At 58.7% G+C, this 26,426-nt stretch carries 21 protein-coding genes; 13 read left to right on the top strand and 8 right to left on the bottom strand.

The genetic code is table 11. The features are described 5' to 3' along the window. Nucleotides 1–65: 65 nt before the first annotated feature. Nucleotides 66–1,193, bottom strand: a complete 1,128-nt coding sequence (locus EQV96_RS11035) for a branched-chain amino acid ABC transporter substrate-binding protein (RefSeq protein WP_095002995.1) — start codon at nucleotides 1,191–1,193, stop codon at nucleotides 66–68. 360 nt (nucleotides 1,194–1,553) lie between these two features. On the opposite strand from EQV96_RS11035, the gene EQV96_RS11030 reads away from it, so the two are divergent. Beyond that, a complete protein-coding gene (locus EQV96_RS11030; protein ID WP_095002996.1) occupies nucleotides 1,554–1,859 on the top strand; it encodes a DUF2288 domain-containing protein in 306 nt (101 codons plus the stop codon). A gap of 155 nt (nucleotides 1,860–2,014) precedes the next feature. Here EQV96_RS11030 and EQV96_RS11025 read toward each other — a convergent pair whose 3' ends face one another. Next, nucleotides 2,015–4,003 carry an EAL domain-containing protein gene (locus EQV96_RS11025; RefSeq protein WP_240882027.1) on the bottom strand — a complete coding sequence of 663 codons (1,989 nt, stop codon included), beginning with the start codon at nucleotides 4,001–4,003 and terminating at the stop codon, nucleotides 2,015–2,017. A gap of 262 nt (nucleotides 4,004–4,265) precedes the next feature. After that, nucleotides 4,266–7,112, bottom strand: coding sequence for an RNA polymerase-associated protein RapA (gene rapA / locus EQV96_RS11020; RefSeq protein ID WP_240882026.1), 2,847 nt, complete (start codon nucleotides 7,110–7,112; stop codon nucleotides 4,266–4,268). Between the two features lie 172 nt (nucleotides 7,113–7,284). Between rapA and EQV96_RS11015 the strand changes: the two genes are divergently transcribed. The 3 genes from EQV96_RS11015 (at nucleotide 7,285) to ccoM (ending at nucleotide 8,098) form a co-directional block, all read left to right on the top strand. Then, nucleotides 7,285–7,599, top strand: a complete 315-nt coding sequence (locus EQV96_RS11015) for an aspartate-semialdehyde dehydrogenase (RefSeq protein WP_095002999.1) — start codon at nucleotides 7,285–7,287, stop codon at nucleotides 7,597–7,599. Between the two features lie 79 nt (nucleotides 7,600–7,678). Next, nucleotides 7,679–7,840 carry a hypothetical protein gene (locus EQV96_RS11010; protein ID WP_095003000.1) on the top strand — a complete coding sequence of 54 codons (162 nt, stop codon included), beginning with the start codon at nucleotides 7,679–7,681 and terminating at the stop codon, nucleotides 7,838–7,840. 147 nt (nucleotides 7,841–7,987) lie between these two features. Then, nucleotides 7,988–8,098, top strand: a complete 111-nt coding sequence (gene ccoM, locus EQV96_RS23265; protein WP_016779744.1) for a cytochrome c oxidase subunit CcoM — start codon at nucleotides 7,988–7,990, stop codon at nucleotides 8,096–8,098. 255 nt (nucleotides 8,099–8,353) lie between these two features. Here the strand turns inward: ccoM and EQV96_RS11005 are convergent, their stop codons facing one another. Further along, nucleotides 8,354–9,826, bottom strand: coding sequence for an inorganic phosphate transporter (locus EQV96_RS11005; protein WP_095003001.1), 1,473 nt, complete (start codon nucleotides 9,824–9,826; stop codon nucleotides 8,354–8,356). Nucleotides 9,827–10,178: 352 nt separating this feature from the next. Continuing rightward, the gene (locus EQV96_RS11000; protein WP_095003002.1) at nucleotides 10,179–10,379 is read right to left on the bottom strand and encodes a hypothetical protein; all 201 of its coding nucleotides are present in this window, start codon (nucleotides 10,377–10,379) and stop codon (nucleotides 10,179–10,181) included. 701 nt (nucleotides 10,380–11,080) lie between these two features. Here EQV96_RS11000 and pcaR point away from each other — a divergent pair. The 9 genes from pcaR to pcaC all read left to right on the top strand — a co-directional run bounded on the left by pcaR (nucleotide 11,081) and on the right by pcaC (nucleotide 20,562). Then, nucleotides 11,081–11,923: a pca regulon transcriptional regulator PcaR gene (gene pcaR / locus EQV96_RS10995; protein ID WP_095003003.1), complete on the top strand. Its 843-nt coding sequence runs from the start codon at nucleotides 11,081–11,083 to the stop codon at nucleotides 11,921–11,923. 265 nt (nucleotides 11,924–12,188) lie between these two features. Further along, nucleotides 12,189–13,535, top strand: coding sequence for an MFS transporter (locus EQV96_RS10990; protein ID WP_095003004.1), 1,347 nt, complete (start codon nucleotides 12,189–12,191; stop codon nucleotides 13,533–13,535). A gap of 156 nt (nucleotides 13,536–13,691) precedes the next feature. After that, a complete protein-coding gene (locus tag EQV96_RS10985; RefSeq protein ID WP_088379144.1) occupies nucleotides 13,692–14,549 on the top strand; it encodes a CoA transferase subunit A in 858 nt (285 codons plus the stop codon). Next, a complete protein-coding gene (locus EQV96_RS10980; protein ID WP_169916892.1) occupies nucleotides 14,546–15,328 on the top strand; it encodes a CoA-transferase subunit beta in 783 nt (260 codons plus the stop codon). Before EQV96_RS10985 ends, EQV96_RS10980 begins: the two co-directional genes overlap by 4 nt. Further along, on the top strand, nucleotides 15,325–16,530 hold the full coding sequence (gene pcaF / locus EQV96_RS10975) for a 3-oxoadipyl-CoA thiolase (RefSeq protein WP_240882019.1): 1,206 nt from the start codon (nucleotides 15,325–15,327) through the stop codon (nucleotides 16,528–16,530). Before EQV96_RS10980 ends, pcaF begins: the two co-directional genes overlap by 4 nt. Nucleotides 16,531–16,664: 134 nt before the next feature. Continuing rightward, a complete protein-coding gene (locus EQV96_RS10970; protein WP_016779752.1) occupies nucleotides 16,665–17,957 on the top strand; it encodes an MFS family transporter in 1,293 nt (430 codons plus the stop codon). 46 nt (nucleotides 17,958–18,003) lie between these two features. Continuing rightward, nucleotides 18,004–19,356: a 3-carboxy-cis,cis-muconate cycloisomerase gene (locus EQV96_RS10965; protein ID WP_095003007.1), complete on the top strand. Its 1,353-nt coding sequence runs from the start codon at nucleotides 18,004–18,006 to the stop codon at nucleotides 19,354–19,356. Nucleotides 19,357–19,367: 11 nt separating this feature from the next. Continuing rightward, a complete protein-coding gene (pcaD, locus tag EQV96_RS10960) occupies nucleotides 19,368–20,159 on the top strand; it encodes a 3-oxoadipate enol-lactonase (protein WP_095003008.1) in 792 nt (263 codons plus the stop codon). Nucleotides 20,160–20,169: 10 nt separating this feature from the next. Next, entirely contained in the window at nucleotides 20,170–20,562 is a 393-nt protein-coding gene (pcaC, locus tag EQV96_RS10955; protein ID WP_095025909.1) for a 4-carboxymuconolactone decarboxylase, read from the top strand. An 82-nt stretch (nucleotides 20,563–20,644) separates the two neighbouring features. Here the strand turns inward: pcaC and EQV96_RS10950 are convergent, their stop codons facing one another. The 3 genes from EQV96_RS10950 to EQV96_RS10940 are packed head-to-tail and all read right to left on the bottom strand — an operon-like array spanning nucleotide 20,645 to nucleotide 26,409. Next, nucleotides 20,645–22,096 (bottom strand): AdeC/AdeK/OprM family multidrug efflux complex outer membrane factor, encoded by a 1,452-nt coding sequence (locus EQV96_RS10950; protein ID WP_016779756.1) that lies wholly within the window; start codon nucleotides 22,094–22,096, stop codon nucleotides 20,645–20,647. Continuing rightward, a complete protein-coding gene (locus EQV96_RS10945) occupies nucleotides 22,093–25,254 on the bottom strand; it encodes an efflux RND transporter permease subunit (protein ID WP_095003010.1) in 3,162 nt (1,053 codons plus the stop codon). The genes EQV96_RS10950 and EQV96_RS10945 overlap by 4 nt, the downstream gene beginning before the upstream one ends. Before the next feature lie 3 nt (nucleotides 25,255–25,257). Next, nucleotides 25,258–26,409 (bottom strand): efflux RND transporter periplasmic adaptor subunit, encoded by a 1,152-nt coding sequence (locus tag EQV96_RS10940; RefSeq protein ID WP_095003011.1) that lies wholly within the window; start codon nucleotides 26,407–26,409, stop codon nucleotides 25,258–25,260. Nucleotides 26,410–26,426 lie beyond the last annotated feature (17 nt).

The raw sequence follows: 26,426 nt of genomic DNA, 5'->3' as shown, positions 1-26,426 counted from the left end.
CGGGCCTGTAAAACAAAACCCACCGCTTGAGCAGTGGGCTTGGTTTTCAGGTCAGGAACCGACCCTTACTGAGGGCTTACTTCAGTTTTTGGCTTGCCGAAGTGCCATTCGTAGACCACGAACTTGAAGTCTTCCACGTCACCCTTGGCGTCAAACTTCAGGTTACCGGTAGGCGTTTTGAACGTACCTTTGTGGATGGCTTCAGCGACTTTGGCCGGGTCTTCGCTTTTCGCCTGCTCGATACCGCCGGCAATCACTTCAACTGCGGCGTAGGCCGGGAACACGAATGGGCCGGTTGGGTCCTGCTTCTTGGCAGCGAAAGCATCAACCAGTGCCTTGTTTTCCGGATCGGCGTCGAACGCTTTTGGCAGGGTGACCAGCAGGCCTTCGGAAGCGCCCTGGGCGATTTGCGAGATGGACTCGTTGCCCACACCTTCAGGGCCCATGAACTTGGCGTTCAGGCCTTTTTCTTTGGCCTGGCGCAGGATCAGACCCAACTCAGGGTGGTAGCCGCCGTAGTAGACGAAGTCGACGTTGGCTTGCTTGAGCTTGGCGATGACCGAGGAATAGTCTTTTTCACCGGCGTTGACGCCTTCAAAGACAGCAACCTTGATGCCTTTGTCTTCGAGGGTCTTTTTAACGGCGCTGGCGATGCCTTCACCGTATTGTTGTTTGTCGTGCAATACCGCAACGACCTTGGGCTTGACGTGATCCGCGATGTAGTTACCGGCGGCAGGGCCCTGGGCGCTGTCCAGACCGATGGTGCGGAAGATCATCTTGTAGCCACGAGCGGTGATTTCCGGGCCGGTGGCGGCCGGGGTAATCATGATGATGCCTTCGTCTTCGTAAATGTCCGAAGCAGGCTGGGTGGAGCTGGAGCACAGGTGACCGACTACGTACTTGATACCGTCATTGACCACTTTGTTGGCAACGGCAACCGCTTGTTTCGGGTCGCAGGCGTCATCGTAGTCAACCGCTTCTAGTTTTTTGCCATCAACGCCGCCCTTGGCGTTGATTTGTTCGATGGCCATTTTTGCGCCAGCAAACTGCATGTCGCCGTACTGAGTCAGAGGCCCGGTTTTAGGGCCGGCAATACCGATCTTGATGGTGTCTGCGGCAAATGAATGGCTGGCGAACCCGGCCAAAACCATAGCGGCAAACAGTTTAGTAATCTGCTTCGTAGCCATCTTTATTGGTGCTCCACTCTTCTGTTGTAATTTTTATAGTCCTGGAAGCCAAGGCAGCCGGACCGGGTCTTCTTGTAGCGAAATTCCCGGTCAATTCCCCTTGCAACTGTACCGGTACAGTGTAGAGCGCCGCTTCAGCGCTTGAATAGCGTGCTGGCGAGGGAAAAAACAGAGAATGTCGCTTAAACGTAAGAAAAAGACAAAATGGCGGCGGATTCATCGGTTGATAGTTATCTGAATGTTGCCATATCAACCGGTTTGACCTTGGCCCTCAGCTCTTGCCACGTTTTATTACCTGTAAAGCCGGGTTTTTCTACCGGGTATGCGGCGTTATCATGACGCCGATTTTTTTCCCCGGTGAAACCCATGAATCAAGAACCTAGCACCCTCTATGCCAAGCTGCTTGGCGAGACCTCAACAATTGAATGGAAAGCGTTGCAACCCTTCTTCGCCAAAGGGGATTTGCTGTGGGTCGAACCCGCTCTGGACTTGATCGAGGCGGCGCAGGCCGTGACTCAGGATGATGCAGAGAAAGTCGCGGCCTGGATGGCATCCGGGCTGCTTGGCAGGATGACTGAGGCGCAGGCGCTAGACGTTCTTGAGCGCGACCCTCAGCTATGGGCAGTGGTGGTTTCACCTTGGGTGATGGTCCAGGAAAGGGCGCAAAATTAAACCTGCGCACCAAGCCGGCGCATTTATTTGCACCGCTGTGAAGAGCCCGGAGTGTGTAGCTCAGTAACCCGTCTTCACGTAGTGGCAATATGCCGTAGAGAAACGCCACAGTCGCCACTGTGGCGTTTTTTTGTGCCTGGGATCTGGCTGTACCGCTATTGGTTGGTAAGTACGAAGGTGGCGTGATCGGGAGCGGGCGCAGGGCGCTTGTCGAGTTGTTGAAGAATCTCTGGCAGCGCCTCAAAGGGCACAGGCCGGCTGAGCAGATAGCCCTGGATAAAGTCGCAGCCGAACTGGTTGAGAAATTCGAACTGTTGGATGGTTTCAACCCCCTCGGTGACTACTTGCAGGTGCAGGGTATGGGCCATGAGGATAATGGCCTGAACGATCTCCATGTCCTGGCTGGAGGCCGGGATGTCTTGAATAAAAGTGCGATCAATTTTCAGGGTGTTAAGCGGCAGACGCTTTAGGTAGGCCAGGGACGAATACCCGGTACCGAAATCGTCAATGGACAGGGATACACCCAGCGCACGGATCTGTCGTAACAGTTGCGAGGTGCTGCTCAGGTTGCACATCAGGGCGTTTTCTGTGACTTCCAGCTCCAGCCGGTGTGCAGCAACGCCTGATGTGCGCAGGGCGTTTTCGATTTCGTCGGCCAACTCAACCCGTACCAGATTCAGCGCCGAACAGTTAACGGCTATGCCCAGGTGCTGCCAGCCCAGGCGGGAGAGGGCGGCGAGATCATGACAGGCTTTGCGCAACACCCAATGGTCGAGCCTGGCGATCAGCCCGTTGGCCTCGGCGATGCTGATAAAACGATCAGGGCCGAGCAGCCCGTGTTCGGGATGCTGCCAGCGTATCAGCGCCTCCAGTTTGGCGACCCGGCCACTCTTGAGGTCGAAGATGGGCTGGTAATGCAGGGACAGCCCCTTGTCCTCGTTAAGCGCGTTGCGCAGTTCCTCTTCGATTTGCAGCTCCAGCGAGGCTCGGGTTTTCAGGCTCGGGCTGAAAAAATTGAGGTTGTTACGCCCGCTGCCCTTGGACTGGTAGAGCGCCAGGTCGGCATGCTTGAGCAGTTCGGCACTGGTGGTGCCATCATCCGGGTACACACTGATGCCAATGCTGGTGGTCATGACCATTTGGCGACCTGACAGCTCAATGGGCTCTTTGAGCTTGAGCATGATGCGCTGGGCCATGCCTTGGGCTTCATCGCGCTGGCTCAGGCTGAACAGGATGCAGAACTCGTCTCCGCCAAAGCGTGCAACAACGTCATCGTGGCTGCGGGTAGCGAGCTTGATGCGGGTGGCGATTGTCTTGAGCAATTCGTCCCCGGCATCGTGACCCAGGCTGTCGTTGATGCGTTTGAAGTGGTCAATGTCGAGAAACATTACCGCAAGCCTGGTGTTCCTGGTGGCGCAGTCGATGAGTTTTTCAGCAAACAGCTGATTGAAGCCGCGACGGTTGATCAGATTGGTCAGCGGGTCGTAGTGGGCCACTTGCTGCAAGGATGCGCGCGCCTGGTCGAGCTGGCTGAGCAGGGCATTGACGCGGCGCAGGTCGTGCTCCTTGAGTTGCAGTTTCTTGTCGACAATCGTGGCGCTGATGCAACTGCCAATCAGCAACAGGGTGATCACGGCCAGCACAAGGGCCGGCTGCCAGTTATTGCTGCCTGCATCCGAATTGCCAGCCAGTGTATTGCCAATGAGCAAGTGAGTGCTGAGCAGGCCGCCAGCAGCAAGCATGCACAGGGCATATTTGAATAACTGATGGAGCAGGCGGCTGTTTGGGCGCCAGGCTGTAGTGTTGTCGAGGGTTTGCACAATAATCAGGGCAATCAGCAATGAGCCAAGCGCGATAACAACGCCGTAGCGAGCTTCGAGCGGGGAGTCAAAGGCCAGGATGCAGATGCTGTGCATCGCCCAGATGCCGATGGTCAGGCAAGCGACAGCTATCCATCGCCAAATGGTTCTTGCCGCAGTTTTTTCGGCATTGGCTGCGCGGTCGAGCAGATTCAGCGTGGCCACGCAGGCAGTACAGGCAACGAGCCAAGCGAGAAACAGCAGATAGGGGTTATAGCCGCCGATCAACAGCAGTTGCCCGTTTTCTGCGGATTCGGCCAAAAGTTGCAACCCCGGACTTTCCATTGCACGCCTCGGCGATCCAGATGCGCTAGTCGTTGGGTGCTAGCTTGAGATCGAGTATAGAAGCTGGATTGGCTGTGACAGGGGTGATGGCAAAATGATGGTTATCATTTTGTTATTAGGGCGGGGGTTTATAGTTAGTTACGTTAGATCGGGACTGTCAGAAATGTGGGAGCGGGCTTGCTCGCGATAGGATTAACGCGGTGATTCAGTTTCACCTCATTGATCCTATCGCGAGCAAGCCCGCTCCCACAGCTCATGGGTTTTAACCCGCTACCAGAACCCGAATGGCTTCAAGGCGCAGGGCGGCTTTCTCAAGCATGGCCAGGCTTTGTTCGCGCTGCTTGCGCAGGGTAATCAGTTCGCTCTCGCGCACGCTCGGGTTGACAGCCTGCAGGGCAGTCAGGCGGGCCAGTTCTTCTTCCGTGTCGGCTGCCAGACGGCGCTGGGCTTCGGCCACGCGTTCCACATGACGTGGCGCGATTTTGGCTTCGCCTGCGTTGATTTTAGGCGTCAGTTGGTCGCGCTGGGCCTGAACGAACTTGTTGGCGCTGGCGCGGGGAACGCTTTCCAGCTGTTCGTTCAAGGTGTCAAAGGCCACGCGCGACGACAGGTCGTTGCCATTGGCATCGAGCAGGCAGCGCAGGGCGGCCGGCGGCAGGTAGCGGCCCAGTTGCAGGGAGCGCGGAGCAACCACTTCACTGACGTAAATCAGCTCGAGCAGGACGGTACCGGGCTTGAGGGCCTTGTTCTTGATCAGGGCGACGGCGGTGTTGCCCATCGAACCCGACAGCACCAGGTCCATGCCGCCTTGCACCATCGGGTGCTCCCAGGTGATGAACTGCATGTCTTCGCGCGACAGGGCCTGCTCGCGATCGTAGGTGATGGTCACGCCTTCGTCGTCACCCAGGGGGAAGCTGGCGTCGAGCATTTTTTCGCTGGGCTTGAGGATCAGCGCGTTTTCCGAGTGGTCTTCGCTGTCGATGCCAAAGGCGTTGAACAGGGTTTCCATGTAGATCGGCAGGGTGAACTGATCGTCTTGCTCAAGGATCGCCTCAACCAGTGCTTCACCTTCACCCGAACCACCGGAGTTAAGCTCCAGCAAACGGTCGCGGCCGGTGTGCAGCTCTTGCTCCAGACGCTCACGTTCAACCCGGGCTTCGTCGATCAGTGCTTGCCACTCTTGGTCGTCCGCAGCTTCCAGCAATGGCAGCAAACGAGGACCGAACTGGTGTTGCAGGGCGTTACCGGTCGGGCAGGTGTTGAGGAAAGCGTTCAGCGCTTCGTGGTACCACTGGAACAGGCGCTGTTGCGGGCTGGTCTCAAGGTACGGTACGTGCAGTTCGATCACGTGCTTCTGGCCGATCCGGTCCAGACGGCCGATCCGCTGCTCCAGCAAATCCGGGTGGGCCGGCAGGTCGAACAGCACCAGGTGGTGGGCAAACTGGAAGTTACGGCCTTCACTGCCGATTTCGGAACAGATCAACACCTGAGCGCCGAACTCTTCGTCAGCGAAGTAGGCCGCAGCGCGGTCACGCTCAAGAATGTTCATGCCTTCGTGGAAGACCGTTGCAGGAATACCGGAACGCACGCGCAGGGCGTCTTCCAGATCCATCGCGGTTTCGGCGTGGGCGCAGATCACCAGCACCTTGGTGCGCTTGAGCATTTTCAGGGTGTCGATCAGCCATTCGACCCGCGGGTCGAAGTTCCACCAACGCTCTTCATCGCTGGCGTCCGGCTGGGCCTGGAAGCTGACTTCAGGGTACAGCTCGGCGTGTTCGCCCAACGGCAGCTCAAGGTATTCGGCCGGGCACGGCAGCGGGTAGGCATGCAGTTTGCGCTCCGGGAAGCCCTGGATCGCGGCGCGGGTATTACGGAACAGCACGCGGCCGGTGCCGTGGCGGTCAAGCAGTTCGCGCACCAGGCGGGCGCTGGCCTCGGCATCGCCAGCATTGACGGCGGCCAGCAGGGTATCGCCTTCGGCGCCGAGGAAACCGTGGATGGTTTTATGGGCTTCAGGGGACAGGCTGCCTTTATCCAGCAGTTCCTGTACGGCCTGAGCCACCGGGCGGTAGTTTTCGCTTTCGGCGCGGAAGGCGGCCAGGTCGTGGAAGCGGTTCGGGTCCAGCAGGCGCAAGCGCGCAAAGTGGCTGTCCTGGCCCAGTTGTTCCGGGGTTGCAGTGAGCAGCAGCACGCCCGGGATCACGCCGGCGAGTTGTTCAACCAGGCCGTACTCGGGGCTGACGTTGTCTTCGTGCCACACCAGGTGGTGAGCTTCGTCGACTACCAGCAGGTCCCAGTCGGCATCAAACAGCGCTGCCTGGGCCTTGGGATCGTCCACCAGCCATTCCAGGGCAACCAGGGCCAGCTGGCAGTCTTCGAACGGGTTGCTGGCGTCGCTTTCGATAAAGCGCTCTTCGTCGAACAACGCCACTTCAAGATTGAAGCGTCGACGCATCTCGACCAGCCATTGGTGCTGCAGGTTTTCCGGGACTACGATCAATACACGGTTGGCGCGGCCACTGAGCAGCTGGCGGTGGATCACCAGACCGGCTTCGATGGTTTTGCCCAGGCCCACTTCGTCGGCCAGCAAAACCCGAGGGGCGATGCGGTCAGCGACTTCGCGGGCGATATGCAGTTGGTGCGCAATAGGTTGCGCACGTACGCCACCCAGGCCCCACAGCGGCGATTGCAGCTGGCGGCTGGTGTGTTCGAGGGTGTGGTAGCGCAGGGAGAACCAGGACAGCGGGTCGATTTGCCCGGCAAACAGACGGTCACTGGCCAGACGGAACTGGATAAAGTTCGACAGTTGGGTCTCTGGCAGGGTGACGGCTTCGTTTCGCTCGTTGAGGCCGTGGTAGACCATCAGGCCGTCAACGTCCTCAACTTCGCGCACGGTCATCTTCCAGCCTTCGAAGTGGATGATGGTGTCACCCGGCGAGAACCGTACGCGCGTGAGCGGTGCGTTGCGCAGCGAATATTGGCGGGTTTCGCCAGTGGCCGGATAGAGCACGGTCAGCAAGCGACCGTCCTGTGCCAGAACGGTGCCCAAACCTAGCTCTGCTTCGCTGTCACTAATCCAGCGTTGCCCCGGTTGATACTGCTGCGCCATGCTGCCTGACTCCCGCTTTGAAAAAGCCGAGTATATTAACGGATCAAGGGCCTCAGTCCAAAGGACTCTCAAAAAAAGCTGTCCGGTTTGCCAGGGTGTCAGCCCGGTTATCGACCAATGGTTCACGATTGCCGGTTCGCGCAAATAGCCAGAAGACAGGAGAACAATCACCATGCTGCCGTCCATTTTGCCCCTTGGCGCAGTACCGGTTACCTCCGGGCAGGATCCGGTTCGCCCGCGCCCGGACATTCCGCCTGTGGTGCCGGCCCAGGCCAGCTCCAGCGAAAGTGCCATTGACCTCAAGCACAGCGATGCCGACCAGGCCACTTTATTGTTGCGTGAGGAGCAACGGCGTCAGCAGGAACAGCGCCGCCGCGAATCCCGGGAGCAGGGGAGTACGCTCCCGCAGGTGGTTGACGAGGTGCCGGTTGAACCCTTGGCCGATGGCATGCAGCGCCAGGGTGTGTGGGTTGATATCAAGGTCTAGGTGGTTTTTTCTGGTCAGGGCCGAATGTGCATCGCATTATTGGCGTACTGAAACATACTGACAGTGGTCTGATTTGCTTATGAGCCAAGACACCAAGCTGGTTGACCTGGGCGCCGAGCGCGCCAAACGGGTACATGACCTCAATGAAAAGCGCCTGAACGAGGTGCGCAAGGCGTTCGAACAGGCAATGCCGTTGGCAAAAACGGCGAAAAAGCCGAAGAAAAAACCGAAAAAGCGCTGAACTGCCGCGTTTTCGATGATCTGCGTCAACTAACCCCCTCAACTGCCGGCTGGCCGTGGGTCACTATTGATCCCGGTCAAGTTGTGCGCCTGCGTGTCTGGTTAATCTAGCTTCAACAGACACACAAACAGAGCGCAGGAGGCCGTCATGTTTCTCGATAATGTGGTTATCGCCGGAGTACTTACTGTCGGCCTCATGGTTTTGTTTTTCGCCGGTCTGGGCATTTTTATCTGGAAAGACTCGCAGAAGCGCAAATAGCGCCGGGTCTTTCCATGGCATGAGCACGCAAGGCATTTTGGGCGACTTCGGTCGCCTATTTTTTTGCCTGTAATAAATGGGACTTGCCCGAATGCGGTGGGAGCGGACTTGCTCGCGATGCAGGCAACGCGGTCTGTCAGGCAAACTGAGTCGATGCCATCGCGGGCAAGCCCGCTCCCACAGGGTCTGCATAATGACCGGGCATAAAAAAAGGTACGACCCGTGCGGGTCGTACCTTTTTTGTGCGGCGCGCTATCAGGCGAGGACTTTGGAAGCCAGCCAGAACAGCGTTGCAGACAGTGCAATGGTAGCCGGCAAGGTCAGCACCCACGCCATCAGGATGGTTTTGATCGTACCGCCCTGCAGGCCGCTTTTGTTGGCGACCATGGTACCTGCCACGCCCGACGACAGAATGTGCGTCGTCGATACCGGGAGGGAGAAGATATTGGCCATGCCGATGGCGAAAGCCGTGGTGATTTGAGCGGCCATGCCCTGAGCATAGGTCATGCCCTGCTTGCCGATCTTCTCGCCGATGGTTTTAACCACACGCTTCCAGCCCACCATGGTGCCCAGCCCCAGGGCCAGGGCTACAGCCAGGATCACCCAGAACGGTGCGTATTCGGTGGTGGCGGTCAGGTCTTTGCGCAGTTTCTCGAGGTCCGCTTTTTCGCGGGAATCAAGCACTGGCAATTTGCTGACTTTCTTCGCGGTGTCATCCAGGCAAAGCAGGTAGCGGCGGATCTCGATACGCTTTTCAGCCGGGATCGAGTGGTAGTCCGCTACACCTTTGAGCGAGCTCAACAGGGCTGCGATGGTCGGTTCGGTCTGCTGCGGATTGCAGCTGAACTGATCCGGCAGGTCGCCCTTGACGCTTTTGCCCAGGGCCAGGAACTCGGTCAGCGAAGCGTTGTTGCGCTCGTAGAACTGGCTCAGGTGCAAGGTGGCGTCGCGGGTGCGTTCGATCTGATAGGTGGTGCTGTTCAGATCCAGAACGAAAGCGCTTGGCACGATGCCGATCAATACCAGCATGATCAGGCCGATGCCTTTCTGGCCATCGTTGGAGCCGTGCACGAAACTGACTGCCATGGCCGAAATCACCAGCACCAGTCGGTTCCAGAACGGCGGGTGCTTCTTGTCATCCAGCTTGCGGCGCTGCTCAGGGGTCTTGTGCATCTTGGACCCCGGACGCCACCACTTCAGGCCGACCAGTACCAGGCCCGCTACCACGAAACCGGCGATTGGCGAGAACACCAGCGAGGCACCAATATCGATAGCCTTCTGCCAGTTAACCCCGTCACTCACCGGGATGCCGCTGATCAGGGCGTTGGCCAGGCCGACACCGAGGATCGAACCGATCAGGGTGTGTGAGCTTGAGGCAGGAATGCCGAAATACCAGGTGCCAAGGTTCCAGGTGATGGCCGCAGCGAGCAACGAGAACACCATGGCCAGGCCATGTCCGGTGTTTACGTTGACCAGCAGCTCAACCGGCAGCAGGTGGACGATGGCATAGGCCACGCCAACCCCGCCCAGCAACACGCCGAGGAAATTGAACACACCGGAAAAGAACACCGCCAGGTGAGGCGGCATGGCTTTGGTGTAGATGACAGTCGCTACCGCGTTTGCGGTGTCATGAAAGCCGTTGATGAACTCAAACGCGAGAACAAAGGCTAGGGCGAAGAAGAGGCTGATAAGAACCCAGGCGTCCAATCCGCTTAATAGATCGATCATGAAGGTTTTCTGACACGGTCATAAAGGGGGGCGGATTATGCCAGAAAACCCCGCTAATCAATGCACTAGCTGCCCGTTGGTAACATCTATAAATGAAAAAACCTGTAAGAATCCATCGCGAGCAGGCGTAGGCAATTCCCTTCAAGCCACTGATACCAAAGGCTATAGGGCTTTTCCAGGGGCATGCGCACGCTGTGGCGCAGGTCTGATTTGGATAGATGAAATTTCTTAAATCAGAGGGGCCGACGCTGCTGGTTCAGGTTCTGATATAGCAAACAGCCATACCCGCTCATGCAAATGGCGAGCACGCAAGAGGCAGCAGGGGCTGTTCTGGTACGTTTTCAGGTGCGGGTCAGGGCTCTTCGGCCTTGAGCTCTTTTTCGATCTTCTGGATTTCTTGAGTGAACGCCTGGTCGAGCAGGCTGGCCCGTTTGCGCCAGGGTTTGCGTCCGGGCTCGGGTTTGGCCGCGTAGGTGGTCACTTCACCACCGTAAAGATCCTTGAATCGTTGTTCCTGTCGCTCAAGTTCTGCGCGCAGTTCGTCTTTTGTCACTGTCTTACCTAATTGAGTTGAGTTTGAACCTGGTGAATCACCGTGCAGGGAGGTTGATTCATATGACGAATGACAGGCAATAAGACAAAGGCCTATAAATAACGTCATGCTTACATACACCACGCTATGCACTCGGCCACGTCATTTACAGAAACATGAGCGTCGCCGTCTCAAGTGTTCACCCCCGGGTGAAACTACACACGATGCAATTGCCGGCAAGCTGCGCGTAGCAATCGAACGCAACGCTCTGGTTGGATCCAATCGGCTGTACGGGCTTGACCTTGTACTCTCAATAACTTGCGCGTTCTCAATAGCTGAGAAGTGCCTCTACTATCGCTGAATAACTTCCTGCGCGTCAACTTCCTGTCGTGACATGTGTTATGAATATTTGTGAATTAGCCTGCGCTTTGCACGCGTGACTCTATTTGATTCGCTGCCGGGTAGTTGGCCATCAAGTTGTTTAAGGCCAGAGCTGAACTTGACCTGAATACATATTAATCAGACGTTTTCTATCATTGAGCGGATGCGCCTGATTGTAATAAAGCCCAGGTTAAAAAAATGTCATCCAACTAAAATGATTCAAGATCGTACAAAATCATGTGAACATTACCTCGCTGCAGCACTGATTGCGATTATCGACTAGCGGTTCGATAATCGCCCGGCATGTCATAACTATAAATAGCTGAAGCTGGGGGTTGGGAATGAATGATCGACTGCACAATGCCGTTGCCAGTATCGCGCCACCGATTGTGGCGTCGCCGGCCAAGCGTATTCAGGCGTTTACCGGTGATCCTGACTTCATGTCGTCGTTGGCCCGTGGCCTGGCGGTTGTGCAGGCGTTTCAGGAACGCAAGCGGCATCTGACCATCGCGCAGATCAGCCACCGCACGGAAATTCCCCGGGCGGCGGTGCGCCGTTGTTTGTACACCCTGATCAAGCTGGGCTATGCGACCACTGACGGGCGTACCTACTCCCTGTTGCCCAAAGTGTTGACGCTGGGCCATGCCTATCTGTCGTCCACGCCGCTGGCCGTGTCGGCTCAACCTTATCTGGACCGCATGAGCGAGCAATTGCACGAGGCGTGCAACATGGCGACGCTCGAAGGCGATGACATCCTCTACATCGCCCGTTCGGCTACTACGCAGCGGCTGATTTCGGTTGATCTGTCGGTTGGCGGCCGCCTGCCCGCCTACTGCACTTCGATGGGGCGCATTCTGTTGGCGGCGCTGGACGACGTGACCCTGCACGAATACCTGGCCCACGGTGAGTTCCAGGCCAAGACCAGTCGTACCCTGCACACCCGCGAAGCACTGCTGGAGTGTTTGCAACTGGTGCGTGAGCAGGGCTGGTGTGTGGTCGACCAGGAACTGGAGCAAGGCCTGCGTTCGATTGCCGTGCCGGTCTACGACGCTTCCGGGCAAGTGCTTGCCGCCCTGAATGTCAGCACCCACGCAGGAAGGGTCACACGCACGGAGCTGGAGCAGCGCTTTTTGCCGATCATGCTCAACGCCAGCCGCGAGCTGAGCACCCAGTTGTTTAGTTGATGGGTGAAAACTAAGCGTTCGATAAACGCACAGTTAAGCGTTTATCGAATTGCATGGCGGCAGTGGGCTGATTAATGTCGGCTCAGCGCTGCCTTGCCGGGCAGGCTAAATAATAATGAGAAGAGGCCAAACGCCATGACACTCCCCCTGACGCTGCCACTGCGCAGTCGCCCGCTGCCCTTCTGATCCCCCGATAACTATTAATGTGAGCCGCTGGCCCCTGGCCGGTTTTCGTTCGCCCTGGTTTTTGACCGGTATAAAAATAATGAATTCACCCCAGTCTTCTGTCGGCAACTGCCTCGATGTGCAGTCCTTTATCAACGCCCAACCCCTGTCGCGCTACCAGTGGCGCGTGGTGATCCTGTGTTTTCTGATTGTCTTCCTCGATGGCCTGGACACAGCGGCCATGGGCTTTATTGCGCCTGCCCTGTCCCAGGACTGGGGGATTGACCGCGCCAGCCTCGGTCCCGTGATGAGCGCCGCGCTGATCGGCATGGTGTTTGGTGCCCTGGGCTCTGGACCCTTGGCGGACCGTTTTGGCCGCAAGGTGGTGCTGGTGTCGGCGGTGCTGGTGTTTGGTGGCTTCAGTCTGGCCTCGGCCTACGCCAGCAACGTTGACCAACTGCTGGTACTGCGCTTTTTAACCGGGCTTGGCCTGGGGGCCGGCATGCCTAATGCCACTACCTTGCTTTCGGAATACACCCCCGAACGCCACAAGTCTTTGCTGGTAACCAGCATGTTTTGCGGCTTTAACCTCGGCATGGCGGGCGGCGGGTTTGTCTCTGCCAAGTTGATCCCGATGTATGGCTGGCACAGCCTGTTGTTGATTGGCGGCGTGCTGCCGCTGATTCTTGCCGTGGTATTGCTGTTCTGGTTACCGGAGTCGGCGCGCTACCTGGTGGTGCGCAACCGCAGTGTTGAGCGTATTCGCAAGACCCTTGCCCCGATCGACCCTGCCCAGGTGGCCCAGGCGTCAAGCTTCAGCGTGCCGGAGCAGAATACCGTCAAGGCGCGCAACGTCTTTGCAGTGATCTTTTCCGGCACTTACAGCACCGGCACCCTGTTGCTGTGGCTCACCTACTTTATGGGCCTGGTGATCGTTTATCTGTTGACCAGCTGGCTGCCGACGCTGATGCGTGACAGCGGCGCAAGCATGGAGCAGGCGGCATTTATTGGCGCTCTGTTCCAGTTCGGCGGGGTGTTGAGTGCAGTGGGGGTGGGTTGGGCGATGGACCGGTTCAACCCGCACAAAGTGATCGGCATTTTCTACCTGCTGGCCGGGGTGTTTGCCTACGCGGTTGGTCAGAGCCTGGGCAATATCACCGTGCTGGCAACTCTGGTGCTGGTGGCCGGTATGTGCGTCAACGGTGCGCAATCGGCGATGCCGTCGCTGGCCGCACGTTTTTATCCGACCCAGGGGCGGGCCACCGGTGTGTCATGGATGCTCGGCATCGGCCGCTTCGGCGCCATTCTGGGGGCGTGGATGGGCGCGACCCTGCTGGGTCTGGGCTGGAACTTCGAGCAGGTGCTGACCGCGCTGGTGATTCCGGCTGCCCTGGCAACCACGGCAGTGCTTATCAAAGGCATGGTCAGCCACGCTGATGCAACCTGATAGGCAGCCTGCTAACTATGTGTTCGATTAGCGAACACATAGTCGATTATCGGATTGTTTGGGCCAAAGCCGCGGCTTAATCTGCTGAGCATCCGGTGTCGCCCTGGCGCACCTTCTTCTACCGCAGTGGCCTACAAAAAACGGGAGCTACCCCAGATGGCAGACATCATTTCGTTACACGACGCGGTGAAACAATTTGTGAGCGATGGTGACACCGTTGCCCTTGAAGGTTTCACCCACCTGATCCCGACTGCAGCGGGTCATGAAATCATCCGTCAGGGCAAGAAAGACCTGACTCTGGTGCGGATGACGCCTGATCTGGTGTACGACCAGTTGATCGGTGCCGGTTGTGCACGAAAGTTGATCTTTTCCTGGGGTGGCAACCCTGGCGTTGGTTCCCTGCACCGTTTGCGCGATGCCGTCGAGAAACAGTGGCCACAGCCGCTGGAAATCGAAGAGCATAGCCACGCCGACCTGGCCAATGCCTACGTTGCGGGTGCCTCGGGCCTGCCATTTGCGGTGCTGCGTGCATACGCAGGGTCTGATTTACCCAAGGTCAACCCGCTGATCAAGACCGTCACTTGCCCGTTTACTGGCGAAGTACTGGCTGCAGTACCGGCGGTGCGCCCGGATGTCACGGTGATTCACGCGCAAAAGGCCGACCGCAAGGGCAACGTGCTGCTGTGGGGCATCCTGGGGGTGCAGAAAGAAGCGGCCCTGGCGGCCAAGCGCTGCATTGTCACCGTTGAAGAAATCGTCGACGACCTGCAAGCGCCAATGAATGCCTGCGTCCTGCCAACCTGGGCCTTGAGCGCAGTGTGTCATGTGCCGGGTGGGGCGCACCCTTCCTACGCTCATGGTTATACCGAGCGCGATAACCGTTTCTATCAGGCGTGGGACCCGATTGCTCGCGACCGTGAGACCTTTACTGCCTGGATCAATGAATACATCCACGGCACTGCGAATTTCAGTGAGTTCCAGGCCAAGCTGGCCCGCGCTTCGGAGGCTAAATAATGACCTACACCACCAATGAAATGATGACCGTTGCGGCGGCCCGCCGTTTGAAAAACGGTTCGGTGTGTTTTGTCGGCATTGGCTTGCCTTCCAAGGCGGCTAACCTGGCGCGTCTGACCTCGTCTCCGGATGTGGTGCTGATCTACGAGTCCGGCCCGATTGGGGCCAAGCCTGATGTGTTGCCGCTGTCGATTGGCGACGGTGAACTGGCCGAAACGGCTGACACCGTAGTCTCCACCAGTGAAATCTTCCGTTACTGGCTGCAGGGCGGTCGGGTCGATGTCGGCTTTTTGGGCGCAGCCCAGGTCGACCGTTTCGGCAATATCAACACCACAGTGGTCGGTGACTACCACCAACCAAAAGTGCGCCTGCCAGGTGCCGGTGGCGCGCCGGAAATCGCCGGTTCGGCGAAAAGCGTGCTGATTATCCTCAAGCAGTCGGCCCGTTCATTTGTCGACAAGCTGGACTTCATCACCTCGGTGGGCCACGGTGAAGGCGGCGACTCGCGCAAGCGTCTGGGCCTTCCGGGTGCCGGGCCGGTGGGCATCATTACCGATCTGTGCACCATGGAACCTGAAGAACAGACCAACGAATTTGTAGTCACTGCCCTGCATCCGGGCGTGACCCGCGAGCAAGTCATTGCTGCCACCGGCTGGGCCATTCGCTTTGCCGATAATGTGGCGCAAACAGCGGCCCCGACCGACGTCGAACTCAGCGCCTTGCGTGACCTGGAAGCGCGCACCGCACTGGCCCACGGTCAGGCTCCGGGAGAAGCATGATGCGCGAAGTCTTTATCTGCGACGCGATTCGTACCCCTATCGGCCGTTTTGGCGGTGGCCTGGCAGGTATGCGCGCCGATGATCTGGCGGCAGCGCCGATCAAGGCGCTGATCGAACGCAACCCGAATGTGAACTGGAACGAAGTCGACGAAGTATTTTTCGGCTGCGCCAACCAGGCCGGTGAAGACAACCGCAACGTGGCGCGCATGGCCGCGTTGCTGGCCGGGCTGTCGGACACCATTCCCGGCGTGACCCTCAACCGCCTGTGTGCCTCGGGTATGGATGCCATCGGCACGGCTTTCCGCGCCATTGCCAGCGGCGAGATGGAGCTGGCGATTGCCGGTGGCGTCGAGTCCATGTCGCGGGCGCCGTTTGTGATGGGCAAGGCCGATGCCGCGTTCTCGCGCAACATGAAACTGGAGGACACCACCATTGGCTGGCGCTTTATCAACCCGTTGATGAAAGCTCGGTACGGTGTGGACCCGATGCCGCAAACCGCAGACAACGTGGCCGACGAGTACAAGATTTCCCGCGCCGATCAGGACGCTTTCGCCCTGCGCAGCCAGCAACGGACTGCTGCTGCCCAGGCCGCAGGCTACTTTGCCGAAGAAATCGTGCCGGTGCGTATTGCCCATAAAAAAGGTGAGACGGTGGTTGAGCACGACGAGCATCCGCGTGCCGATACCAGCCTGGAAACCCTGGGCAAACTCAAGCCGGTCAACGGCCCGGACAAGACCGTCACTGCGGGCAATGCCTCGGGGGTCAACGATGGCGCCGCGGCGATGATCCTGGCATCGGCCGAGGCGGTCAAACGCCATGGCCTGACCGCTCGCGGTCGGGTTCTGGGCATGGCCAGCGCCGGTGTTGCGCCCCGTGTAATGGGCATTGGCCCGGTACCGGCGGTGCGTAAGCTGGTGGAGCGCCTGGGGTTGGCGGTGAGTGATTTTGACGTGATCGAACTCAACGAAGCCTTCGCCAGCCAGGGCCTGGCCGTTTTACGCGAGCTGGGCCTGGCTGACGATGCGCCGCAGGTAAACCCCAATGGCGGGGCAATTGCCCTGGGTCACCCCCTGGGCATGAGCGGTGCTCGCATCGTCTTGACCGCCTTGCATCAGCTGGAAAAAACCGGTGGCAAGAAAGGCCTGGCGACCATGTGCGTGGGCGTTGGGCAGGGTCTGGCATTGGCTATTGAAAGGGTCTGATAGCGCTCAATACTGCCTCTGTGGGAGCGAGCCCGCTCGCTCCCACGGCCTCAGTCGTTCGGCTTATTGCGGTGATGGCGCGAGATGTTGCAATGTGTGTCTGATTGCAACTAAAACCTGATGAGTAAATAAAGATGACAACAGCAACTCACTACACAGGAGAGGAGCGCAAAAAAAGGATTTTTGCGATTGTCGGTGCATCCTCCGGCAACCTGGTCGAATGGTTCGACTTTTACGTTTACGCCTTCTGTGCGATCTACTTCGCTCCCGCTTTCTTCCCCTCCGATGACCCTACGGTGCAGTTGCTGAACACGGCCGGTGTGTTTGCGGCGGGTTTTTTGATGCGCCCCATAGGTGGCTGGCTGTTTGGCCGGGTGGCTGACAAGCACGGGCGAAAGAATTCCATGATGATCTCGGTGCTGATGATGTGCGCCGGCTCACTGGTTATTGCCTTCTTGCCGACCTATGCCTCGATCGGCGCCTGGGCCCCGGCCTTGTTGCTGATGGCACGGCTGTTCCAGGGCCTGTCGGTAGGGGGTGAATACGGCACCACTGCGACCTATATGAGTGAAGTGGCACTCAAGGGCCAGCGCGGCTTCTTTGCTTCCTTCCAGTATGTAACGCTGATCGGCGGGCAACTGCTGGCGGTGCTGGTGGTGGTGATTCTTCAGCAGTTTCTGTCAGAAGACGAACTGCGGGCCTGGGGCTGGCGCATCCCCTTTGTGATCGGTGCCATTGCGGCGCTGATTTCGTTGTTGCTGCGTCGCACCCTGAAAGAAACCACCAGCGCCGAAACCCGCCAGGACAAGGATGCAGGTAGCGTGAGAGCGTTGTTCCGCGACCACAAAGCGGCATTTATTACCGTGCTGGGCTACACCGCAGGCGGCTCGCTGATTTTCTACACCTTTACCACCTACATGCAGAAATACCTGGTCAACACCGCCGGTATGCACGCCAAGACCGCCAGTTACATCATGACCGGGGCGCTGTTCCTTTATATGTGCATGCAGCCGCTGTTCGGCATGCTGGCGGACAAGATCGGCCGGCGTAACAACATGCTCTGGTTTGGCGCGCTGGGTACGCTGTGTACGGTGCCGATCCTGTTGACCCTGAAAACCATCAGCAGTCCCTTCCTGGCCTTTGTCCTGATTACCCTGGCGCTGGCGATTGTCAGCTTCTACACCTCGATCAGCGGCCTGGTCAAAGCCGAGATGTTCCCGCCGCAGGTACGGGCGCTGGGTGTTGGCCTGGCCTATGCCGTGGCTAACGCCATCTTTGGTGGTTCTGCGGAATACGTGGCACTGGGCCTCAAGTCCATGGGCATGGAAAACAGCTTCTACTGGTATGTGACGGTGATGATGGCCATCGCGTTCCTGTTCAGCTTCCGTTTGCCCAAGCAGCCCAAGTACCTGCACCACGATTTGTGATGTGCCCGCGCGCCCGGCTGTGGCGCGCGCTTTCTAAGGAAGGTTTATGAGTGATCAGCTGTTCGATGCGTACTTTACCGCCGAGGCCATGAAGCAAGTGTTTTGCGATCATGGCCGGGTACAGGCCATGCTCGACGTCGAAGCGGCGCTGGCCCGGGCACAAGCCCGGGTCGGGGTGATTCCTCACTCTGCGCTTGCACCGATTACCGCGGCCTGTCGCGCACAACTCTACGATTTTGAAGCGCTGGGCCTGGCGATCGCCAGTGCCGGCAATTCGGCGATCCCGCTGGTCAAGGCCCTGGGCAAACAGATTGCCAGCAGCGCGCCCGAAGCGGAACGTTATGTGCATTTGGGTGCCACCAGCCAGGACGTGATGGACAGCGGTCTGGTCCTGCAATTGCGCGCCGCTCTGGATTTGATCGAGCGTGACATGACGCAGCTGGCGGATGTGCTCGCCGCGCAGGCTCAGCGCTATGCCACAACGCCTTTGGCCGGACGCACCTGGCTGCAGCAGGCTACTCCGGTGACCTTGGGCATGAAAATCGCCAGCTGGCTGGGGGCCGTGACCCGTAGCCGCCAGCGTCTGCACGAGCTCAAACCGCGTTTACTGTGCCTGCAGTTTGGCGGTGCTTCCGGCACCCTGGCAGCCCTTGGCGATCAGGCCATGCCGGTGGCACAGGCGTTGGCTGATGAACTGGGCCTGAGTCTGCCTGAGCAACCCTGGCATACCCAGCGTGATCGTCTGGTGGAATTTGCCGCAGTTCTGGGCCTGATCGCCGGTGGCCTGGGCAAAATCGGTCGGGATATCAGCCTGCTGATGCAGACCGAGGCGGCGGAAGTGTTCGAGCCGTCGGCACCGGGCAAGGGCGGCTCGTCGACCATGCCGCACAAGCGCAACCCGGTTGGGTCTGCGGTATTGATCGGTGCCGCAACGAGGGTGCCGGGCCTGCTGAGCATTTTGTTCAGCGCCATGCCTCAGGAGCACGAGCGCAGCCTGGGCTTATGGCATGCCGAATGGGAAACCCTCCCCGAGATTTGTTGCGTGGTGTCCGGCGCGCTGGTACAGGCGTTGAATATTGCCCGTGGGCTGGAAGTGGACAGTGAGCGCATGGCGCGCAACCTCGATCTGACCCACGGGCTGGTGCTGGCTGAAGCGGTAAGCATTGTGCTGGCGCAGCGGGTAGGGCGCGAAACCGCGCATCATCTGCTGGAGCAGTGTTGCAAGCGGGCGGTGGCCGAAAAGCGCCATTTACGTGGGGTGCTGGGCGAAGAGCCGCAAATCACCGCGCACCTCAGCGCGCAGGAACTGGATCGCCTGCTCGATCCGGCCCATTACCTTGGTCAGGCGACGACGTGGGTCGAACGTGCGCGGGCTGAACATTTTGCGTTGGTCCTCTAAAGGAGAAACTCGTGGGACGTGTACAACTCGCTGAAGGTGAACTCAACTACCGCCTGGACGGCCCGCAAGGTGCACCGGTGCTGGTGCTGTCCAATTCCCTGGGCACTGATCTGGGGATGTGGGACACGCAGATTGCGGCGTTCGCCGAGCACTTCCAGGTATTGCGCTACGACACCCGGGGTCATGGCCAGTCGTTGGTGACCGAAGGACCGTATAGCATTGAACAACTGGGCGGAGATGTTTTGGCGTTGCTGGATGCGCTGCATATCGAGCGCGCGCATTTTTGCGGGTTGTCGATGGGTGGACTGATTGGCCAGTGGCTGGGGATCCATGCCGGTTCGCGGCTGCACAAGCTGGTGGTGTGCAACACGGCTGCCAAAATTGGCGAGCCTGCGGTCTGGAATCCGCGCATCGAGATGGTTTTGCGTGAGGGTGCTGCGGCGATGGCAGGGTTGCGTGATGCCTCTATTGCCCGCTGGTTTACCGCGGACTTCGCCCAGGCCAATCCCGGGCAGGCCAAGCGCATCACCGATATGCTGGCGGCCACTTCGCCCCAGGGCTATGCCGCCAATTGTGCTGCTGTGCGTGATGCAGATTTTCGCGATCAGTTGGGCGCAATCGAAGTGCCCATGCTGGTGATCGCGGGCACTGAAGATGCCGTCACGCCGCCTGCGGGCAGCCACTTCATTCAGGAACATGTGCGTGGCGCGCAGTACGCCGAGTTTTACGCCGCGCACCTGTCCAACGTGCAGGCGGGCGATGCTTTCAGCCAGCGCGTGCTGCAATTTTTGCAGGCAAGCTAAGGAGCTTTTTGTGGACGAGAAACAACGTTACAACGAGGGCATGCAAGTACGCCGCGCAGTGCTGGGTGATGCCCATGTGGATCGCAGCCTCAATGCCCTGACCGAGTTCAACAGCGAGTTTCAGGAAATGATCACCCGCCACGCCTGGGGTGATATCTGGACTCGTCCGGGGTTGGCGCGCCATACCCGTAGCCTGATTACCATCGCGATGCTGATCGGCATGAACCGCAATGAAGAGCTGAAACTGCATCTGCGCGCTGCGGCCAACAATGGCGTGACCCGGGCCGAGATCAAGGAAGTGATCATGCAGAGTGCTATCTATTGCGGGATTCCGGCGGCCAATGCGACGTTTCATCTGGCTGAATCGGTGTGGGATGAATTGGGGGTTGAGTCGCGGGAGTAACAGCGGCTACAGATCAATCTGCATCCCTAGCCTGAAACAACAAACCCGCCATAAGGCGGGTTTGTTGTTTAACCGATACGCATCAAGCCTTGGGTGGCTGATCCGAAACAGGGCGGTTTTGCCCGGTCTGTTCGTACCAGCCGCCACCCAGCGCCTTGTACAGCGTGACTTCACTGGTCAGCTGCGAAAGACGGTCGGTGATCAACGATTGCTGCGCGCTGAACAACGAGCGCTGGGCATCGAGGAAGGTCAGGTTGCTGTCGATGCCAATCCGATAACGACGCTCGGCCAAACGGTAGTAATCCTGGTTGGCGTTGACGAAGTCGGTTTGCGCCTGCAACTGCTGGTTGTAGGTTTGACGCGCTGCCAGACCGTCAGAAACTTCCTGGAAGGCGGTCTGGATTGTTTTCTCGTACTGGGAAACGGTTATCTCTTTCTGGATTTTTGCGTAGTCCAGGCTGGCGCGCAAAGCCCCTGCGTTAAAGATCGGCAAGTTGATTTGCGGTGAGAACAGCCAGGTGCCCGAGCCGCCTTTGAACAGCCCCGACAGGTCAGGGCTCAAGGTCCCGGCATTGGCCGTGAGGCTGATGCTCGGGAAAAACGCTGCCCGCGCCGCGCCGATGTTGGCGTTGGCGGCCAGCAACTTGTGCTCGGCTTCAAGGATGTCCGGACGACGTTGCAGCAAGTCCGATGGCAAGCCAGCCGGTACTTCGCTCAACAGGTCGGCTGCCAGCGGTTGGGCTGCCGGCAGGTTGTCCGGGATGGTGCTGCCCAGCAACAGCGCGAGGCTGTTCTGATCTTGCGCCACCTGACGGGTGTAGCGGGCCAGCTGCACCTTGGCGTTTTCCACCGAGGTACGCGACTGGCTGACTTCAAGGGCCGAGGCCACACCCACTTCATTGCTGCGCAAAGTGAGCTTGTAGCTCTCATCGAACGCCTTGAGGGTGTCTTCGGTGAGCTTGAGCAGTTCCTTGTCAGCCTGCCAGGTCAGGTAGGCATTGGCGACGCTGGCCACCAGACTGATCTGGGTGCTGCGTCGGGCTTCTTCGGTTGCAAAGTAGTTCTGCAACGCCTGATCGCTCAGGCTGCGAACCCGGCCGAACAGGTCCAGCTCGTATGCACTGACCCCAAGGGTCGCCGAATAAGAACTGGTGATGCTCGACTCGCCGGTTTGCGACATGTTGGCCGGAGTACGTTGACGGCTACCGCTGCCAGAGGCCGAAACCGCCGGGAACAGATCGGCGCGCTGGATGCGGTACTGCGCGGCATAGGCGTCGATGTTCAACGCCGCGACGCGCAGGTCGCGGTTGTTGACCAGAGCCGTCTGGATCAGCTGCTGCAGCGCCGGGTCATGGAAAAACTGACGCCAGCCCTGTTCCGCAGCGGCCTTGCTGGCCGCCTCGGTTGGCGAGTAGGCCGGGCCTTGCGGGTATTGCGCCGCTACCGGCGCTTCAGGGCGCTGGTAGTCGGGGATCAGCGAGCAGCCGCCGAGCGTAAACGCTGCAACAGCTACTGCGAGAAGCGACTTGCTCATTGGCCAGCCTCTTGGTTTGGAGTTTTAGTCAGATCCACTTTCTTTTCCGTGTCTTTATTCTTGCCGCCGCCAATGGACGATACGGCCACAAAGAACAGCGGTACCCAGAACACGGCCAGTACGGTGGCGGTGATCATGCCACCGATAACACCGGTACCAATAGCGTGCTGGCTGCCCGAGCCTGCGCCCGTGGAGATGGCCAGTGGAACCACACCCAGTACGAAGGCCAGGGAGGTCATGATGATCGGACGCAGACGCATGCGGCACGCCTCGATCGCGGCATCCACCAGGCTTCGTCCCTGCTCATGCAGTTCCTTGGCAAACTCGACGATCAGAATGGCGTTTTTCGAGGCCAGACCGATGGTCGTAAGCAAGCCCACCTGGAAGTACACGTCGTTGGACAACCCGCGCAGGCTGGTGGCCATAAGCGCACCAATGATCCCCAGGGGTACGACCAGCATCACCGCAATCGGGATCGACCAGCTTTCGTACAGTGCTGCAAGGCACAGGAATACCATCAGCAAGGAAATAGCGTACAGGGCAGGCGCTTGCGAACCTGACAGACGTTCCTCGTAAGACAGCCCCGTCCAGGAAATACCTACACCCGCTGGCAACTTCTTGGCCAGGGCTTCGACCTCAGCCATGGCTTGACCGCTGGTATAGCCCGGAGCCGGAGCACCGAGAATTTCCATCGCTTCTACGCCGTTGTAACGCGACAGCTTGGGTGGGCCGTAGATCCACTCGCCCTTGGCGAAGGCCGAGAACGGCACCATGGTTCCCTGATCGTTGCGCACGTACCACTTCTTCAGGTCTTCGGGGTTCATCCGCGAGTCAGCTTCGCCTTGCAGGAAAACCTTTTTGACTCGACCGTGGTCGATGAAGTCGTTGACATAACTGGCACCCAGACCAATGGACAGGGTGTTGTTGATGTCCGAAATGCTCAGGCCCAGGGCGCGAGCAGCCTCATCGTCGATCAGCAGCTTGTATTGCGGTTCATCGTTCAGACCGTTGGGGCGAACGCCCGCCAGGATCTTGCTCTGCGCCGCCATCCCCAGGAACTGATTGCGCGCAGCCATCAGTTTCTCGTGGCCAATGCCGGAGCGGTCTTGCAGGTACACGTCGAAACCGGTGGCGTTACCCAGTTCCATTACAGCAGGCGGGGCAAAAGCGAACACCATTGCATCGCGGTAGCTGGAGAACACTTTCTGCGCCCGTGCAGCCAGTGCAAATACACTGTTGTCGGAATCGCGCTCGCCCCACGGCTTGAGCATGATGAACGCCAGGCCGGAGCTCTGGCCACGGCCGGCGAAGTTGAAGCCGTTTACGGTAAACACCGAAGACACAGCATCCGACTCATCGGCCAGCAGGTATTCGCGCATCCGGTCGATCACTTGCTGGGTGCGCTCTGCAGTGGTGCCCGCCGGTGTTTGAACCTGTGCAAACAGTACGCCCTGGTCTTCTTCCGGGAGGAAGGAGGTAGGGATACGGGTAAACAGGAACACCATGCCAACCACAATCAGCACATAAGCCAGCAGGTACGGAGCCTTGTGCCGCAGAATGCTGCCGACACCTTTTTCATAGCGTTTCACGCCATTGTCGAAGGTCCGGTTGAACCAGCCGAAGAAACCGCGCTTGTTCTCGCCGTGATCACCCTTCTGGATTGGCTTGAGCATGGTGGCGCACAGGGCCGGGGTGAAGATCAGGGCAACCAGTACCGACAGGCCCATCGCCGAAACGATAGTGATCGAGAACTGGCGATAGATCACACCCGTGGAGCCGCTGAAGAAGGCCATCGGCAGCAATACCGCCGACAACACCAGTGCAATACCCACCAGGGCACCCTGGATCTGCTCCATGGATTTCTTGGTGGCTTCCTTGGGCGGCAGTCCCTCTTCGGACATGACCCGCTCAACGTTTTCAACCACCACGATCGCATCGTCCACCAGCAAGCCGATGGCCAGTACCATACCGAACATGGTCAGGGTGTTGATGCTGAAGCCTGCAGCGGCCAGGATCCCGAAGGTACCCAGCAGTACAACCGGTACTGTCATCGTGGTGATGATGGTGGCGCGGAAGTTTTGCAGGAACAGGAACATCACCAGGAACACCAGTACAACCGCTTCGACCAGGGTGTGCACCACACCTTCGATCGATGCCGAAACCACCGGCGTGGTGTCGTACGGGTAAACGACTTTCATACCTTCCGGGAAGAAGGGTTCCAGGCCGTTGATGGTTTCACGCAATGCCTTTGCCGTGTCCAGAGCGTTGGAGCCCGGGGCCAGCTTGATCGCGATACCCGATGCCGGTTTGCCGTTGAATTGGGCGCTGACGCTGTAGTTCTCACCACCCAGGGCAACATCTGCGACATCGCTCAGGCGTACCTGGGAGCCGTCGGTGTTGACCTTGAGCAGGATCTTTTTGAACTCTTCAGCCGTTTGCAGACGGGTTTTGCCGATGATGGTCGCGTTCAGCTCCTGACCCTTGACGGCAGGCAGGCCGCCCAGTTGCCCGGAGGACACCTGAACGTTCTGTGCGCTGATGGCCGATTTAACGTCCACCGGAGTCAGGTTGTATTTGTTCAGCTTGACCGGGTCGAGCCAGATACGCATGGCGTACTGGGCGCCGAACACCTGGAAGTCGCCCACACCTTCGGTACGGGAGATCGGGTCCTGCATGTTGGAAACGATGTAGTTGGACAGGTCGTCCTTGTTCATGCTGCCGTTTTCAGACACCACACCAATAACCATCAGGAAGTTTTTCACTGCCTTGGTTACACGGATACCTTGCTGCTGTACCTCTTGCGGTAGCAGGGGGGTCGCCAGGTTGAGCTTGTTCTGTACCTGGACCTGTGCGGTGTCAGGGTCAGTACCTTGCTCGAATGTGGCGGTGATGCTCATGCTGCCGTCGGAGTTACTTTCCGATGACACATAGCGCAGGTGGTCGATACCGTTGAGCTGTTGCTCGATCACCTGAACCACGGTGTCCTGCACGGTTTGCGCCGAAGCGCCCGGGTAGGTCACGGAGATCGAAATGGCCGGTGGTGCAATGCTCGGGTACTGGTTGATCGGCAACTTCAGGATCGATAGAGCCCCGACCAGCATGATCACCAGGGCTATAACCCAGGCGAAAATCGGACGGTCGATAAAAAATTTCGACATGGTTTATTCCCCTTTACTGCCTGCAGCTTTTTCTGTTGCCGGGGCAGATGCCGGGGTTTCGCCTTGTGGCTTGTCCATGATCTTGACTTCAATGCCAGGCTTGATGAATTGCAGGCCATCAGTAATCAGACGGTCGCCAGGGTTCAGGCCTTTCTCAACCAGCCAGTTGCTGCCAACGGTGCGCGAAGCTTGCAGTACACGCAGCTCAACCTTGTTGTCCGGTCCAACGATCATTGCAGTCGGTTGGCCCTTGAGGTTGTGGGTCACGCCGATCTGCGGTGCGAGGATGGCATTGCTGTCGATGCCTGCTTCCAGCTGCGCGTGGACAAACATGCCCGGCAACAGGGTTTCGTCAGGGTTCGGGAACACTGCGCGCAGGGTGACGGAACCGGTGGTTTCATCAACCGAGACTTCGGCGAACTCAAGGCGACCTTCCTGGCCGTACTCGCTGCCGTCAGGCAGGGTCAGCTTGACCTTGGCGGCGTTTTCACCGGCCTTCTTCAAACGGCCACTGGCCAGGTCGCGGCGCAGTTCGAGCATTTCTACCGAGGACTGGGTCACGTCAACATAGATCGGGTCCAGTTGGGTGATCACGGCCAAAGCGTTGGCCTGGCCACTGGTGACCAGTGCACCTTCGGTGTACAGCGAGCGACCGATACGACCGGTCAGCGGTGCCAGCACCTTGGTGTAGCGCAGGTTAACCTGGGCGGTGTTCAGCGCGGCTTCTGCTTCCAGGCGGGCGGCTTCGGCGTTGTCGTATTCCTGACGGCTTACGGCTTGCTCGGCGACCAGTTGCTTGTAGCGCTGAGCCAGTGATTTTGCCGATTGCAGGGTGGCGCGGGCGCTGAGTACGGCGCTTTCATAGATCGCCGGATCGATTTGATAGAGCTGCTGGCCGATCTTGACGTCACTGCCTTCTTTAAAGAAGCGCTTGAGGATGATGCCGTTTACCTGCGGGCGTACTTCTGCCGAACGATATGACGCGGTGCGGCCAGGCAGATCGGTGGTCAAGGTAAATGGCTGGGTTTTCAGCGTGACAACGCCGACCTGAGGGATTTGCGGGGCAGGTGCTGCCTCTTCCTTTTTGCATCCGCTGAGCAGCGAAGCAAGGGCGATGGCAGCAACCAGAGCGGTAACAGCTGGCTTGAATTGCATGAAGATCCTCGGGTCAG

The sequence above is a fragment of the Pseudomonas sp. TMW22080 genome, from assembly GCF_022496745.1.
Taxonomy (GTDB): domain Bacteria; phylum Pseudomonadota; class Gammaproteobacteria; order Pseudomonadales; family Pseudomonadaceae; genus Aquipseudomonas; species Aquipseudomonas bubulae.
Note: the sequence above shows the minus strand (reverse complement) of the source record. Positions and strands in the feature narration are given on the sequence as shown.